Source organism: Rhizobium sp. BIGb0125 (assembly GCF_024810055.1).
In the GTDB taxonomy this organism is placed as follows: domain Bacteria; phylum Pseudomonadota; class Alphaproteobacteria; order Rhizobiales; family Rhizobiaceae; genus Agrobacterium.
The window spans coordinates 130,383-145,273 of sequence record NZ_JANUDV010000008.1 but is presented as its reverse complement, the minus strand read 5'-3'; the positions used below and the strand labels follow the sequence as shown (position 1 = coordinate 145,273).

The window sequence follows — 14,891 nt, the reverse complement described above, 5'->3', positions numbered from 1 at the left end:
TCAGCAAATTTCACTTTCCGATTTCGTTCAGATCGTAATAGGTCGTCTGATAGATTTCATTGATCCAGTTGCCGAAAAACAGATGGGCATGGCTGCGCCAACGGTTCTGCGGGGTGATATCAGGATCATTGTGCGGGAAGTAGTTATGCGGCACCTTGATCGGTATACCGGCATTCACATCCCGGAAATACTCATCGGAAAGCGATGTGGAATCATATTCCACATGGTTGAACATGTAGAGACGGTTGCCCTTCTTTTCATGCACCAGGCAGACACCCATCTCCTCCGACTCCATCAGGATTTCAAGCTCGGGATGCTTTTCAATGTCCTCGCGACGGACTTCGGTCCAGCGTGAAACCGGCACCTGGAAATCGTCGGAAAAACCGTTCAGATAGATGGACGACGGGCAAAGATTGCGGTGACGATAAACACCAAACGCCTTTTCCTTGAGCGGATGTTTTGGCACGCCATGGAAATGGTAGATGGCCGCCATCGCGCCCCAGCAGACGTTCAGGGTTGAATGGACATTGGTCTGCGTCCACTCAAAAATCTTCTGCATCTCGTCCCAGTAGGTCACATCCTCGTAAGCAATGGTCTCGACCGGTGCGCCGGTAATGATGAAACCGTCAAACTTGCGATGCTTGACCTCTTCCCAGGTCTCATAGAACGACAAGAGATGCTCTTCAGAGGTGTTCTTGGCACGGTGTCCGCCAATACGCACCAGCGAAAACTCGACCTGCAAAGGGGATGCGCCGACTAGGCGCGCCATCTGGATTTCAGTTTTGATCTTGTTCGGCATGAGGTTCAAAAGCCCGATCTGCAACGGGCGGATATCCTGACGAACAGCCGCCGTTTCGGTCATCACCCGCACACCCTCATTGATGAGGGTTTCAAAAGCAGGCAGCGTATCGGGTATTTTGATGGGCATATTAGAACACTCTCATCCGGCGGGTAACCAAGGCAGACAGCCCGGACAAACCGCACAAAACAAAAAAACCGGCAACGAAATCGCAACCGGTTCTTGGAAAATCCACGTTTCCTCGACCCTTTAGCAACTTCTTTAAAGTGGCTGCAAGCCGGTCGGCAAATCACCACTAGAAGATTACATAATCCCGCATGCCACGAAAATCAATATAGCCGCATTTGCAGGCGCTGGCCGTTCCCTTCTGCGAACATTTGGGCTATTGGCGGGGCATGGAAAAAACGGGCTTTACAATTCTGCTGGGCGGCAACCTGTCGGTAACCGAGCGCGTGCGCAAAGCCGCAGACGGAACACGCGTCATCGCAGCTGATAATGGCATGCGCCATGCGCAGCCGCTGTCGCTGACACCGGAATTGTGGGTGGGAGATTTTGATTCCACCGACACCGCTCTTCTCACCAAATGGCCGGATGTGGAGCGTCACACCTTTCCCGCAAGCAAGGCCGCAACAGACGGCGAGATCGCTGTCTCGCAGGCGATTGAGCGTGGCGCCCAAAGCCTCGTTCTGATTGGCGCACTGGGTGGCGACCGAACCGACCATGCCTTTCAGCACATGCTGAATGCCATCAGCCTTAAGGAAAAAGGTTACGATGTCACCCTTCTATCGGGTGAAGAAGAGGCCTACCCCTTGGTATCCGGTGGCGAGAAAGCACTCGACTTACCCGCCGGTTCGCTGTTTTCCGTTCTCGGTTTCAGCGATCTTGACGGCCTTGACATCGAGAACGCCCGTTATCCGTTGAATGACTATTCGCTGACCTTCGGCACATCCCGCACAATTTCCAACGTTGCGGAAGGTCCGGTGCGCTTCTCCCTGAAAAGCGGTAGAGCCATCATCCTTGCCCGCCCTTATGACATGACTGGAGCCTGAGCCTTGGCGCCTCCCATTTTGAAACTTGACGATATCACGCTGACCTTTGGCGTTACACCACTGCTGAACGGTGCCAACCTGCAAGTGGAACCGGGTGACCGTATCTGCCTCGTTGGTCGCAATGGTTCCGGCAAGTCCACGCTGATGAAAATTGCCGCCGGCCTGGTCGAAGCGCAATCCGGCGAGGTGTTCAGACACCCATCCTCGACCATCCGTTATCTTGAGCAGGCACCGGATTTTAGTGGTTACGACACCGTACAGGCCTATGCCGAAGAAGGGCTTGGACCGGGCGATGATCCTTATCGGGTTACATATCTGCTTAACCACCTTGGCCTAACGGGAAAGGAAGACCCCAAAAGCCTGTCCGGTGGTGAAGCCCGTCGTGCGGCGCTTGCTCGCGTCATGGCACCTGAACCCGACATCCTGATGCTGGACGAGCCGACCAACCATCTGGATCTGCCGACAATCGAATGGCTGGAAGACGAACTGCAGAAAAGCCGCAGCGCACTGGTCCTCATTTCGCACGACCGTCGGTTCCTTGAAAAAGTTTCCAACTCCACTGTATGGCTTGATCGCGGTACTTCGCGTCGCCTCAGCCGCGGCTTTGCCCATTTCGAGGAATGGCGCGACAAGGTGCTGGAAGAGGAAGAACTCGAGCAGCACAAACTCGGCAAGGCGATTGAGCGCGAAGAACACTGGATGCGCTATGGTGTAACCGCCCGTCGCAAACGCAATATGCGCCGCGTCGGCGAACTTCAGGCGATGCGCGCTCAACATCGTGGCCACAAGGGACCGCAAGGTTCCGTGCAGACCACAGCTGTCGATACCCGTGAATCCGGCAAACTGGTGATCGAGGCCGACAGCATTACCAAGTCCTATGGTGATCGCACCATCGTGGCACCCTTCTCACTGCGCGTGCATCGTGGCGACTGTATTGGTCTGGTTGGGCCAAACGGAGCAGGCAAGACCACGCTTTTGAAAATGCTGACCGGACAGCTGCAACCAGATAGCGGCACGGTCAAACTTGGCACCAATCTCGACATCGCCACGCTCGATCAGAAGCGTGAAGAACTGAACCCGAATGACACGCTAGCGCACTATCTGACTGACGGACGTGGTGAAAACCTGCTGGTCAATGGCGAACTGAAGCACGTAACCGGCTATATGAAGGATTTTCTGTTTCAGCCGGAACAGGCCCGCACACCGATCAGGAATCTCTCCGGTGGTGAACGTGCTCGTTTGATGCTGGCGCGTATTCTCGCCCGCCCGACCAACCTTCTCATCCTCGATGAACCGACCAACGACCTCGACATCGAGACGCTTGATCTGTTGCAAGAAGTGGTCGCCGGATTTGTCGGCACCGTCATTCTCGTCAGCCACGACCGTGACTTCCTCGACAGAACAGTGACCTCGACCATTGCGCCAGCCAACCCCGATGCGCCGGATGGCCGCTGGATCGAATATGCCGGCGGTTATTCCGACATGATGTCACAACGCAAGGGCGCGGCCGAGGAAAAGCGCAGGGCGGAAAAGCAGGAAAAGGCAAAAAGCACCTCCTCTTCAGCTGCGTCGGATGATGCACCAAAGGCCAAGGGTAAATTGTCCTTCAAGCAGAAGTTCGCTCTGGAGAACCTGCCCAAGGAAATGGAAAAGGCCCAGATCGAAATCGCCAAGCGCGAAGAAAAGATGGCCGACCCCAACCTCTTCACCAAAGACCCCACAGCTTTTGGCAAGCTTGCCGACGAAATGGAAAAGCTGCGACACAAGCTGGTCACCATGGAAGAAGAGTGGTTGGAGCTTGAAATGCTGCGTGAGGAACTGGAAGGCTAAAATTCCTTCCACCATACCGGAACCTCTATTCTTCATCCGTCTTTGACAGGGAAGCGATTTTACGTTTTCCTTGGCAAAGATGGAGGAGTTCAGAAAATGCGTATGATTTTCGTCAATCTGCCTGTTCGCAATATCGAAACGACAAAAGCTTTCTTCACCGCACTCGGCTTCAGCTTCAATCCCGAATATTCGGACGAGAGGACGCTGTGCATGATCGTGGAGCAGAACATTTTCGTCATGTTGCTTCAGGAAGAGCGTTTCCGTGATTTCATCAACGGCGATATTGCCGACGCCACCCGCACGACCGAAGTGTTGACCTGCCTGACGGCAGAAAGCCGCGAAGACATCGACAGGATGATTGCCACAGCATTGTCCTCCGGCGGCCGCGAATGGAAACCGATTCAGGATCATGGCTTCATGTATGCCGGAAGTTTTCAGGATCCCGACGGTCATGTCTGGGAACTGGTCCATATGACCGGGCAGTCCTGACACCATCGGATCAAACACCGACTGTTGCCATGACTGGCTATCTTGCCAAGTGATGACAGTAAGATTACACCTTGCCTTGCTCTAACGGGGTGCTTTGTCTTTGTGGACAAGGCTGAGAGGCTTCCGCCAACCCGAAGAACCTGATCCGGTTAACACCGGCGGAGGGATTAGACGGCTCATTATCAGCGCCCTATTCCCGTTCAACATATGAAAGAGGAGGCGCGGATGCGCAGCATTTTGAACAATTCCCTGATTGCCAAGGCACTGGTGCTTGCGGCATTTGCCGTGCCCGGCGCAGCATTTGCAGCCGACAAGGCACTGACGGTCTACACCTATGAAAGCTTCGTGTCCGAGTGGGGTCCTGGCCCCAAGGTCAAGGAAGCATTTGAGAAAAATTGCCAGTGCACTGTCAATTTTGTCGGTGTTGCCGATGGCGTTGCGCTTTTGACGCGCCTCAAGATGGAAGGTGAAACATCCAACGCCGATGTCGTTCTGGGGCTCGACACCAACCTTGTTGCTGAAGCCAAGGAAACCGGCCTGTTCGAGGCAAGCGGCATCGATACGTCAGCTGCCAAGATTCCAGGCGACTTCAAGGATGATATCTTTGTTCCCTACGACTACGGCCACTTCGCCATCATCTATGACACCCAGACCATCAAGAACCCGCCACAGAGCCTGAAGGATCTGGTCGAAGGTGATCCTTCCCAGAAGATTGCAATTCAGGACCCGCGCACCTCTACCCCCGGCCTTGGCCTGCTCCTGTGGGTGAAGTCCGTTTATGGTGATCAGGCACCGGAAGCCTGGGCAAAGCTCAATAACCGTATTTTGACGGTCACGCCGGGCTGGTCTGAAGCCTATGGCCTGTTCACCAAGGGAGAAGTGCCAATGGTGCTGTCCTACACGACCTCACCTGCCTACCACATGGTCGCAGAAAACACAGACCGCTATCAGGCAGCCAGCTTCGCGGAAGGTCATTACATTCAGATCGAGGTGGCCGGCCTGTTGAAAAATGCCCCAGAGAAAGACCTTGCCAAGTCATTCCTCTCCTTCATGCTGACACCGGGCTTCCAGGACGCCATACCGGAAAACAACTGGATGATGCCGGCTGCGGCAACCAGCGCACCGCTGCCCGAGGCGTTTTCCAAACTTGTTGTTCCCACCAAGACATTCCTGATGTCACCTGAGGAAGTGGCCAAGAACCGCAAGGCATGGATTGATGAGTGGCTGACAGCCATGAGCATCAACTAACCTTTGCAAATCGGAAATTCGGGCCAGCGCCATGATTTCAAAGGCCGAACAACGGCAATCGATAGGCACGGGAATGGCGGCTTTTGCCGCTGTTCTCGCATTCATTGGCCTTGGCACATTTGCCCTTCTGTCTTTTGATGCAGGTGCTGCAAGCGATGAGCTGTTCGGTACCTACACCTGGCGTATCCTGCGCTTCACCCTCTATCAAGCAACGTTATCGACCGGACTATCGATCCTTTTTGCGCTGCCTGTCGCACTGGCTTTGGCAAGACAAACTGCGTTTCCCGGTCGTATCTGGATTATCCGCCTTATGGCCGTTCCCATGGGGCTACCGGTTATCGTCGGTGCGCTTGGCCTTATTGCCATCTGGGGAAGACAGGGCTTCCTGAACACCACACTGACATCACTCGGTGTTGAACAACCTTTCAGCATTTACGGCCTGTCAGGAATTCTGCTGGCACATGTCTTCTTTAACCTGCCGCTTGCTACCCGTTTGCTGCTGGCCGGGCTGGAGCGTATTCCCGGTGAATATTGGCGTATGGCGGCAAGCCTTGGCATGCCATCCTGGTCCATTTTCCGATTCATTGAATGGCCGGCGCTGATAAAACTGGTTCCCGGTGTCGCCGGGCTGATTTTTATGCTTTGCGCCACCAGTTTCACCCTTGTGCTGATGTTGGGCGGCGGGCCTGCGGCGACAACGCTTGAAGTGGCGATCTATCAATCGCTGCGCTTTGATTTCGATCCTCCACGCGCCATTGCTCTTGCTACTCTGCAAATCGTCATGACCGGGTTGTTGCTCGCCTTATTAAGCTGGCTGCCCAGACCTGACGACGAGGGTTTGAGCCACGGCCGAGCAATCCAGCGCTATGATGGAAAACGGCTTCAGGTACGGCTGCGCGACGGTATTCTAATTATCGCCGCTGTGGTTTTTATGGTGGCACCCATGCTTAGTATCGCCATATCCGGCTCGACCGCCAACTTATCACGCCTGTTGGCGGCCGATGTGTTCTGGCGGGCAGCCGGAACCAGCCTGTCCATTGCGCTGGTTTCAGCCAGTATTGCCATTGGCATTTCCGTCGCCCTCATCAACGCGCGCTCGACGATCCGTGGCAACCGCAAGGCAAACCTGACACTACGTCTTATGGCCTCCACGATGTCCGGTGGCGCATCCATGGTGCTGCTGGTGCCACCAGTGGTGCTGGGGAGTGGCTGGTTCCTGCTGTTACGGCCGCTTGGCGACATCACGCTGTTTGCACCGGCGCTGGTTGCCTGCATCAACATGCTGATGGCGTTGCCCTTCGTTATGCGGGTACTTGAACCGGCGTTCCAGACCCACCAGGCGCGAACTGGAAGACTGTCAGCCAGTCTCGGCATGCATGGTTTTGCCAGATTGCGTTACCTCCATTGGCCAATCCTGCGTAAACCCCTGGCAACGGCCTTCAGCTTTGCAATGGCGCTGTCACTTGGCGATCTTGGCGCAATCGCCCTGTTCGGCTCGCAGAACTTTATCACGCTGCCTTGGCTGGTTTACAGCAATATGGGCAGCTATCGCACCAATGACGCCGATGGGTATGCGCTGATCCTGGGTGTGATCTGCCTGATATTGGCCATGGGCGGAGCAGGCACCGCACAAACCCGCAAGGAGCAAACCCAATGACTGAACCCGCTCCTTCCGGCATTCGTTTTAATGATGTAGCGCTGAAACTTGGATCGCAGGAGTTTTCCTTTGATTGCCAGTTGCCGCAGGGCACGATCACGGCAATTACCGGCCCATCCGGCTCAGGGAAATCAACCCTGTTGAATCTGGTCGCTGGTTTTGAAACACCAGATGCCGGCACTATCATGATTGACGGGCAGGTCGTCACACACCTAGCCCCGGCCGAGCGACCGGTCTCGGTGATCTTTCAGGACAACAACCTGTTTTCGCACCTTGATGTGTTCACCAATATAGCGCTCGGCATCAATCCTTCGCTGAAACTTTCCGCGCAAGAGCGGCAGTCCGTTTCAAATGCCCTGCAGCGTGTCGGTCTTGCGGGCTTTGAAAAGCGTCTGCCGCCAAATCTGTCGGGTGGAGAACGGCAACGCGTTGCCATGGCACGGGCTCTGGTGCGCCACCGCTCGGTTCTGTTGCTGGATGAGCCCTTTGCCGCTCTTGATCCCGGTTTGCGCGCCGGGATGGCTGAATTGCTGTCCAGTTTGCATCAGGAAACCGGCAACACTGTATTGCTGGTCACCCACAAACCCGAGGAAGTACAACAGTTGGCCAAACATGTCGTGTTCATGGATAAGGGGAAAATCCTGTTCCAGGGCACCCCGGAGATTTTTTCCGAGAACGGGAACATCCCCCAAATTCGTACGTTCCTGAGGGGATAGCTGCGGCACACGCCGTTCGCCACAATTTCGACGCGGGCAAGTGGCAATCGGCTTAGTACGGCTTCAACAGGGGATTGAGTTTATTTGATCGTCTATTTGCTAATTTACTTTGGTTGCCTGATGAGCCATGCAAGATGGTCAAGAATATTGAAAAGATTCGTCATCGATAATAGCACACCACAAGGCGTGACAATTTGTGTCCATTGATGGACAGTATTCGCACAATAAACTAGCAGTGCGTAACATCAGGGGCATAGGAACTGACTGACAAGATGACGATTTCCATAATAGCAAGGCCGGCAAGGACATCTGATCCGCGCGCGCAGCGTTATGGCAAACTTGTGCGCTCTGTTGCCGGCCTGACAATTGCTGCGATGACGCTCAGTGCATGCCAGTCGCTGTTCAGCCAATCCTACCAGGCAAGTGTTCGCCCGTCGGACAACCCGCAGACTGTTGAAGAAGTTCAGAAAAATGACCCGCGTGCCCAAATGGGAGCACGCGAACACCCGCGTATTGTTGCAAGTTATGGCGGTGAATACCGCGATGAAAAAACCGAAAGGCTGGTTGCCCGCATTACCGGCGCGTTGACGGCCGTTTCGGAAAATCCGCAGCAATCCTACCGCATTACCATTCTCAATTCCCCGGCGATCAACGCATTCGCGCTGCCCGGTGGCTATCTTTATGTGACACGCGGACTGTTGGCGCTCGCCAACGACGCGTCGGAAGTTGCCGCCGTTCTGTCGCACGAAATGGCCCACGTCACTGCCAACCACGGCATTGAACGCCAGCGCCGAGAAGAGGCGGAGGTGATTGCCAGCCGTGTTGTGGCGGAAGTGCTGTCCAGTGATCTGGCTGGAAAACAGGCATTGGCGCGCGGCAAGCTGCGATTGGCAGCATTTTCTCGCCAGCAGGAGTTGCAGGCAGACGTCATTGGTGTACGCATGCTGGGTGAGGCGGGGTATGACCCCTATGCCGCAGCGCGCTTCCTCGATTCCATGGCCGCTTATGCCCGTTACACATCAGTTGAGCCGGATAGCGACCAGAGCCTCGACTTCCTTTCCAGCCACCCCAATGCGCCACAGCGCGTTGAATTGGCACGTCGCCATGCCCGCGCATTTGGGCAGGAAGGTAGCGTCGGAGATCGCGGTCGTGAATGGTATCTGAACGGCATTGACGGCCTGCTTTATGGCGACAGTCCGCAAGAAGGCTATGTACGTGGCCAGACATTCCTGCATGGCAGCCTTGGCATTCGTTTCGATGTGCCGGAAGGTTTCCAAATCGACAACAAGGTTGAAGCCGTTCTTGCAACCGGCCCCGGCGAAATGGCCATCCGTTTTGATGGTGTGGCAGATGCCAAGCAGACCGATCTTGCCAATTACCTGACCAGCGGCTGGGTGGCCGGGCTTTTGCCGAATACCGTGCGCAAAACGCAAGTCAACGGTCTAGAGGCGGCAACTGCACGCGCCACAGCTGAAAAATGGGATTTCGACGTCACTGTCATCAGGCAGGGTCAGCAGATTTTCCGCTTCCTGACCGCTGTGCCGAAGGGCAATCCACAGCTTGATACGGTCGCCAACGTCTTGCGTACCAGCTTCCGGCAGATGACCAGTGCAGAAATCGCCTCCCTGAAGCCATTGCGCGTGCGCGTGGTAACGGCAAAGCCAGGCGAAACCATAGCCACTATGGCGGCGCGCATGATGGGCACGGACCGCAAACTAGATCTGTTCAAGATGATCAATGCGATGGGCGCTGGCGCAGTGTTGCAGCCCGGACAGCGCGTGAAGATCATCGCGGAATAACCGGCGAATTACGCCTTCTATCCGAACAAAAAGCCCTCAGGAAACTTCGTTTCCTGAGGGCTTTATCATATTCGGCAGTCTTAAATCTTATTTCCACTCACGCACGTCAACGAAGTGGCCAGCGATGGCAGCGGCAGCGGCCATGGCAGGCGACACAAGGTGCGTACGGCTCTTGTAGCCCTGACGTCCCTCGAAGTTACGGTTCGAGGTCGACGCACAACGCTCACCCGGCTGCAGGCGATCATCATTCATCGCAAGACACATCGAACAGCCAGGTTCGCGCCATTCAAAACCGGCGTCGAGGAAGATCTTGTCGAGACCTTCGGCTTCCGCCTGTTCCTTTACTAAACCGGAACCCGGAACAATCATAGCCGAGACGGTTGGTGCAACCTTGCGACCATCGACCATCACGGCAGCAGCCCTTAGATCTTCGATACGTCCGTTGGTGCACGAACCGATAAAGACCCGGTCAATGGCAACGTCAGTCATTTTGGTGCCCGGCTGCAAGCCCATATATGCCAGCGCACGCCACTTGGAGTTACGCTTGTTTTCGTCAGCGATGTCATCCGGGTTTGGAACAGTGCCCTGAACCGAAACAACGTCTTCGGGCGACGAACCCCATGAAACGATCGGCGGTAGATTGGCGCCATCGAGAACAACGATCTTGTCGTAATGTGCGCCTTCGTCAGACTTCAGAGTCTTCCAGTAGGAAATTGCCTGTTCCAGCGTTTCACCCTGCGGTGCACGTGGCTTGCCTTTGATATACTCGAAGGTCGTTTCGTCCGGAGCAATCAGGCCCGCACGTGCGCCGCCTTCGATTGTCATGTTGCAGACCGTCATACGGCCTTCCATTGACAGCGACTGAATGGCTTCGCCTGCAAATTCAATCACGTGACCGGTACCACCGGCTGTGCCGATTTCACCGATGATGGCGAGGATGATATCCTTGGCTGTTACGCCTTCCGGCACCTTGCCATCGACACGCACCAGCATGTTCTTGGCCTTCTTCTGGATCAGCGTCTGGGTCGCCAGAACGTGTTCCACTTCCGAAGTGCCAATACCGTGCGCCAAGGCGCCAAACGCGCCATGCGTCGATGTGTGGCTGTCACCGCACACAATCGTCATGCCGGGCAGGGTAAAGCCCTGTTCAGGACCGACGATGTGAACGATACCCTGACGTTTGTCGCGCTCGGAATAATATTCAACACCGAATTCCTTGGCATTTTGTGCCAGCGCTTCAACCTGAATACGGCTTTCTTCGTTCTTGATGCCTTCAAGACGGTCAGCAGTGGTTGGAACATTGTGGTCGACCACGGCCAGTGTGCGGGTTGGCGAATGAACGGGACGACCCGCCATACGCAGACCTTCAAAGGCCTGCGGCGACGTCACCTCGTGAACAAGGTGACGGTCGATGTAGAGAAGACAGGTTCCGTTCGGATCACTATTAACGACGTGATCATCCCAGATTTTATCATAGAGGGTGCGGGGTGCGCTCATGGCTTTATCCATCGGATATTGAAAAAGGGAAATGGGCTTCGCAAAAAGGCTGACAGCCTTGAAGGGCTATCAGGCGAGCGTAAGTCGGCTATTGAGCGCCCCGGACAAGCGCGCGAAGAAACGTGCCGGCAGACGCTTATGATCCTGCAGCACGAAAATATTTTGCGCGAGACATCCGAATTTCGATCCCATGGCCATTTCATTAGCAGATTGCTGCCTGCGCTTCAATATCAATGACACGCAGGAACACGGGGGCTCGCCTTATCCAGCCGGAGCCCGCCGCATGGCCTTTTCAATACGCCTGAGAACAAGCGACAAACCAACCGTGAGGATCAGGTATATATAGGCAACGATCGAGTACGTTTCGAAGAAACGAAACGAGCCAGCTGCGTAGACCTTGGCCATCTGGGTTATGTCGGCAACGCCAAGCACCGACACCAACGAACTGTCCTTCACCATCGATACAAAGTCGTTGGAAAGTGGCGGAAAAACCGTCCTGACCGCCTGCGGCAGAATGATCAGCCGAAACCGTTGGTAACGATTAAGCCCAAGAGCCTTTGCGGCCTCAATCTGTCCTTCGTCAACGGACTGAATGCCAGCGCGAAAAATTTCCGCGAGAAACGATGCGTAACCAATCGTAAGCGCGATAATCGCCCGCCAGACCAGCGAGAAGTCACGCACCAGAACCGGCTCCAACCAGCCTGCCGACACAAGCGGCGTAGTCACCCAGTTGTAGAGACTGACAAGACCCGGCGCCCCGACAAAAGCAATATAGAACAGCAAGACGAGGATGGGGATGCCGCGGATAACTTCAATGTAAAAGCGCGCAATCTGCCGCAGCACCACATTGTCCGACAGACCGAGTAGCGCAATGCCGAGGCCAAACACGACAGCAAGAAAAAAAGCTGCGAGCGTCACGAAGATGGTGATACCGATGCCTTTGACAACGGTGGAAAAAACCTGCGCGTAAAGGTCTGTGGCAATGATTGTCACAGCCAGTCCGGCACCGATCACGACCAATGCAACGAGCCACCACGGAAAGTCCTTCTCCGTGGTGCTGTGTTTGATAAAACTCATCGTGACAATTTCCGATAAACGGAAATCAGCATGCAGGCGATGATTTCACTCATTCGCCAAGCTTGTAGTCGAGGAACCACTTCTTATCGAGCGCGGTAATGGTGCCGTCTGCCTTGAGGGCCGCGATACCTGCATTGATCGGTGCGACGAGGTCCGAGCCCTTTTTGAAGATGAAGCCAAAATCATCGCCACCCAAAGGCGCACCAATCAGCTTCAAGGTGCCGTTGGACGCGGCTACGTAACCATTGCCGGCAACTCCATCGGTCAGGACCAGATCAACGTCGCCGGTCTTGAGCGCCTGTACGCTGGCACCGAAGGTTTCCAGCAGCTTGATACGCGGGTTCTGCTCGTTGCCGTCGAGAACATCATAAACGGCGGTGTAAAATGGGGTTGTTCCAGCCTGCGCGCCAACAAGGCCTTTGTCGAAGCCAGCAAAGCTCTTGGCATCGGTAAAGCGGTTTTCATCAGCCCGCACCAGCATGAACATTTCCGAGCGCATGTAGGGGTCGGAGAAGTCGACCTTTTCCTTGCGGTCATCCTTGATGCTGATGCCGGTCATGCCGATGTCATATTGGCCATCCGAAACCACCTGGATCATCGCGTCCCAAGAGATGTTCTGATATTCGACCTTGAAGTTCAAACGCTTGGCAAGCTCGGCAACCGCATCATATTCCCAGCCGATAGCCTTGCCAGACTTAGGATCGACAAACTGCAGCGGCGGGTAAGCATTTTCCGTGACCACGACCACCGTACGCCCTTTAAGGTCGGGAAGATCGGCAGCAAAACCCGTGAAAGGGGCAACAATTGCGGCCATGATGCCGGCAAGCAGCGTACGTCTGAAAAACATGTCTTTCTCCTGTGGCGGGAGCGGTGAAAATGTCACATTTCAAGCCGCAAAGACAAGAAACAAATTGGCTTGAAACATGCGGCTTTTAAAACGATCCGGTTAAATCAGGCCTGCGGAGAGAGGTGCCGGAATTCGGCGATAACCTGCTCGTACACACCGCGTTTGAACGGCACGATAAGGTCCGGCAGGCTTTCCATCGGCTTCCAGCTCCAGGCATCGAATTCCGGATGATTGCCGGTTGGTGGCGGATTGATCTCGATCTCGCTTTCGTCGCCGTCAAAACGGAAAGCAAACCAGCGCTGCGCCTGCCCACGGAATTTTCCTTTGAGACCAATGCCAAGAAGATGAGGCGGCAGGTCGTAATGTATCCAGTCGCGCGCTTCGGCGAGCAGGGTGATGCTACGCATGCCGGTTTCTTCATAAAGCTCGCGAATGGCAGCATTCAACGGCTTTTCGCCATCATCAATGCCGCCCTGAGGCATTTGCCACAGCTGGTTGGAGCCATCATATTCCGAGTTCTTTTCAGGGATACGTCGTCCGGCCCAAACCAGCCCTTGCGCATTCAGCACCATAATCCCGGCGCAGGGACGGTAAGGCAAATCTTCAGGCTTGATTGTCATGAACAGTCCTCACGGAAAACGGCATCCGATAGCCGCAGCAGCGATCTTTACTGTCCCGGCCTGTCAGAAACAAGCGCCGAAACCGCAACGATCTCAATGCCGCGTGATGTCGCTTCGGAGACCCAGTCGGACACCGCGGTAATGCTCTCATCAAAGGCCGAGGCAACGCCAATCGCCGAGCCGTTGCGACGCGCCAGACGTTCAAGATCATCAAGCCGTGTCATGATGGATGAACGGTTCACCTGTTCGTCGATCTGTATATCGCCAAACGCGTGCGGCATTGCCAAAGCTTTGGCGACCGCGCCGGTCTGGGATTGCGCCGAAGAACCATCATCAAGGAACAGCAGCCCGCGCTCGCTGACGTCACGCAAAACAGGTTCCAGCATCTTGGCATCAGCCATGTAGCGGCCGCCAAGGTAATTCATCACACCGGTATAGTTGGTGATCTTGGCCATGGAACGGTGTAGGCGCTCCATATTGATCTTCTGGCTGTCGCCAACCAGCAAGGTATCAGGACCGGGATTGTTACCGGGATAACCGAACGGTTCAAAAGGAACCTGCAGCAGAATTTCATGCCCCTCACGCCGCGCCTCCTGCATCCAGCGCTGCAAGCTGTTGCCGCTGGCTGCAAAGGCAAGCGTGATTTCCGGTGGCAATGTTCTGATAGCGTTCTGGGTGCCGGTCTGGCTAAGGCCAAGTCCGCCAATCACAATGGCAATACGTGTACCACGCGCGCCAGACCATGGACGGGCATATTGTTCCAGCGAACGCAAACCATCGGCTCCTGTTTTCGGCAATTTGCCAAATGCAGAATCCTCCAGCAGATCTTCGTTCGGCATGGTCGCCATACGTGGATTCTGACCATAGGTCTGACCGGTCATCAAAACCGGACCGTCACCGTCCCGGGGGCGGGGCGAAAACACCGATACGACATTGCCGTCCTCGGTGGTTTCCTGGCGCACATTTGCGCCGGACCGGCCACTGCTGACGGGAAGTCCGGCCGTTTCGTTTTCCGTTTTGGTTTGAGGCGACGGAGTTCTTTCCGCCTGCGCAACGTCAGGCGATGATTGTGGATCGAGGCCTGATTTTGCCAGATTGTCAGGAGCAATCACTGTGTAAACAGACAATCCCAGAACCGCGCATAGCGCAACGGTACCGGCAAGAGCAGCAACAGAAAAACGCCGGCTTTTGCCGGCGCTTTCCTTACGATCTTGCCCCAAGGGTTTGCGCAGTTCAGATACCAAAACGCGGCCTATCCCGATT

At 55.1% G+C, this 14,891-nt stretch carries 13 protein-coding genes and 2 riboswitches; of the genes, 7 read left to right on the top strand and 6 right to left on the bottom strand.

The features are described from left to right. Positions 1-10: 10 nt before the first annotated feature. Positions 11-928: a homoserine O-succinyltransferase gene (metA, locus tag M2418_RS21575; RefSeq protein WP_250984201.1), complete on the bottom strand. Its 918-nt coding sequence runs from the start codon at positions 926-928 to the stop codon at positions 11-13. A 100-nt stretch (positions 929-1,028) separates the two neighbouring features. Continuing rightward, positions 1,029-1,105: riboswitch (SAM riboswitch) on the bottom strand. Positions 1,106-1,194: 89 nt separating this feature from the next. Between metA and M2418_RS21570 the strand changes: the two genes are divergently transcribed. From M2418_RS21570 to M2418_RS21540, 7 genes are all read left to right on the top strand, one after another. Beyond that, complete coding sequence (locus M2418_RS21570; RefSeq protein ID WP_259149010.1) at positions 1,195-1,848, top strand: thiamine diphosphokinase; 654 nt, start codon at positions 1,195-1,197, stop codon at positions 1,846-1,848. 3 nt (positions 1,849-1,851) lie between these two features. Further along, the gene (locus M2418_RS21565) at positions 1,852-3,678 is read left to right on the top strand and encodes an ABC-F family ATP-binding cassette domain-containing protein (RefSeq protein ID WP_259149009.1); all 1,827 of its coding nucleotides are present in this window, start codon (positions 1,852-1,854) and stop codon (positions 3,676-3,678) included. Positions 3,679-3,774: 96 nt separating this feature from the next. Further along, on the top strand, positions 3,775-4,167 hold the full coding sequence (locus M2418_RS21560; RefSeq protein ID WP_192490520.1) for a VOC family protein: 393 nt from the start codon (positions 3,775-3,777) through the stop codon (positions 4,165-4,167). Between the two features lie 75 nt (positions 4,168-4,242). Then, a riboswitch (TPP riboswitch) is annotated at positions 4,243-4,351 on the top strand. 41 nt (positions 4,352-4,392) lie between these two features. Then, positions 4,393-5,415: a thiamine ABC transporter substrate binding subunit gene (thiB, locus tag M2418_RS21555; RefSeq protein WP_259149007.1), complete on the top strand. Its 1,023-nt coding sequence runs from the start codon at positions 4,393-4,395 to the stop codon at positions 5,413-5,415. Between the two features lie 31 nt (positions 5,416-5,446). Further along, positions 5,447-7,072, top strand: coding sequence for a thiamine/thiamine pyrophosphate ABC transporter permease ThiP (thiP, locus tag M2418_RS21550; RefSeq protein ID WP_259149006.1), 1,626 nt, complete (start codon positions 5,447-5,449; stop codon positions 7,070-7,072). Further along, positions 7,069-7,788, top strand: coding sequence for a thiamine ABC transporter ATP-binding protein (gene thiQ / locus M2418_RS21545; protein WP_259149004.1), 720 nt, complete (start codon positions 7,069-7,071; stop codon positions 7,786-7,788). The genes thiP and thiQ overlap by 4 nt, the downstream gene beginning before the upstream one ends. Positions 7,789-8,162: 374 nt before the next feature. Further along, positions 8,163-9,587 (top strand): M48 family metalloprotease, encoded by a 1,425-nt coding sequence (locus M2418_RS21540; RefSeq protein ID WP_246788154.1) that lies wholly within the window; start codon positions 8,163-8,165, stop codon positions 9,585-9,587. Positions 9,588-9,674: 87 nt separating this feature from the next. On the opposite strand, the gene leuC is transcribed toward M2418_RS21540, so the two are convergent. From leuC to M2418_RS21515, 5 genes are all read right to left on the bottom strand, one after another. Beyond that, entirely contained in the window at positions 9,675-11,084 is a 1,410-nt protein-coding gene (gene leuC / locus M2418_RS21535; RefSeq protein WP_259149003.1) for a 3-isopropylmalate dehydratase large subunit, read from the bottom strand. Positions 11,085-11,345: 261 nt separating this feature from the next. Beyond that, positions 11,346-12,161 carry an amino acid ABC transporter permease gene (locus tag M2418_RS21530; protein ID WP_250984194.1) on the bottom strand — a complete coding sequence of 272 codons (816 nt, stop codon included), beginning with the start codon at positions 12,159-12,161 and terminating at the stop codon, positions 11,346-11,348. Between the two features lie 49 nt (positions 12,162-12,210). Next, a complete protein-coding gene (locus tag M2418_RS21525; protein WP_259149002.1) occupies positions 12,211-13,008 on the bottom strand; it encodes a transporter substrate-binding domain-containing protein in 798 nt (265 codons plus the stop codon). 104 nt (positions 13,009-13,112) lie between these two features. Beyond that, positions 13,113-13,628, bottom strand: a complete 516-nt coding sequence (locus tag M2418_RS21520) for an RNA pyrophosphohydrolase (protein WP_259149001.1) — start codon at positions 13,626-13,628, stop codon at positions 13,113-13,115. A gap of 47 nt (positions 13,629-13,675) precedes the next feature. Continuing rightward, entirely contained in the window at positions 13,676-14,872 is a 1,197-nt protein-coding gene (locus M2418_RS21515; protein WP_250984191.1) for a divergent polysaccharide deacetylase family protein, read from the bottom strand. Positions 14,873-14,891: the final 19 nt, after the last annotated feature.

Bases quoted from the DNA above. Each gene is read 5' to 3' on its own strand.
- metA (WP_250984201.1), bottom strand. From the start codon at position 928: ATGCCCATCAAAATACCCGATACGCTGCCTGCTTTTGAAACCCTCATC.
- M2418_RS21570 (WP_259149010.1), top strand. From the start codon at position 1,195: ATGGAAAAAACGGGCTTTACAATTCTGCTGGGCGGCAACCTGTCGGTA.
- M2418_RS21560 (WP_192490520.1), top strand. From the start codon at position 3,775: ATGCGTATGATTTTCGTCAATCTGCCTGTTCGCAATATCGAAACGACA.
- thiB (WP_259149007.1), top strand. From the start codon at position 4,393: ATGCGCAGCATTTTGAACAATTCCCTGATTGCCAAGGCACTGGTGCTT.
- thiP (WP_259149006.1), top strand. From the start codon at position 5,447: ATGATTTCAAAGGCCGAACAACGGCAATCGATAGGCACGGGAATGGCG.
- thiQ (WP_259149004.1), top strand. From the start codon at position 7,069: ATGACTGAACCCGCTCCTTCCGGCATTCGTTTTAATGATGTAGCGCTG.
- M2418_RS21540 (WP_246788154.1), top strand. From the start codon at position 8,163: ATGACGCTCAGTGCATGCCAGTCGCTGTTCAGCCAATCCTACCAGGCA.
- leuC (WP_259149003.1), bottom strand. From the start codon at position 11,084: ATGAGCGCACCCCGCACCCTCTATGATAAAATCTGGGATGATCACGTC.
- M2418_RS21530 (WP_250984194.1), bottom strand. From the start codon at position 12,161: ATGAGTTTTATCAAACACAGCACCACGGAGAAGGACTTTCCGTGGTGG.
- M2418_RS21525 (WP_259149002.1), bottom strand. From the start codon at position 13,008: ATGTTTTTCAGACGTACGCTGCTTGCCGGCATCATGGCCGCAATTGTT.
- M2418_RS21520 (WP_259149001.1), bottom strand. From the start codon at position 13,628: ATGACAATCAAGCCTGAAGATTTGCCTTACCGTCCCTGCGCCGGGATT.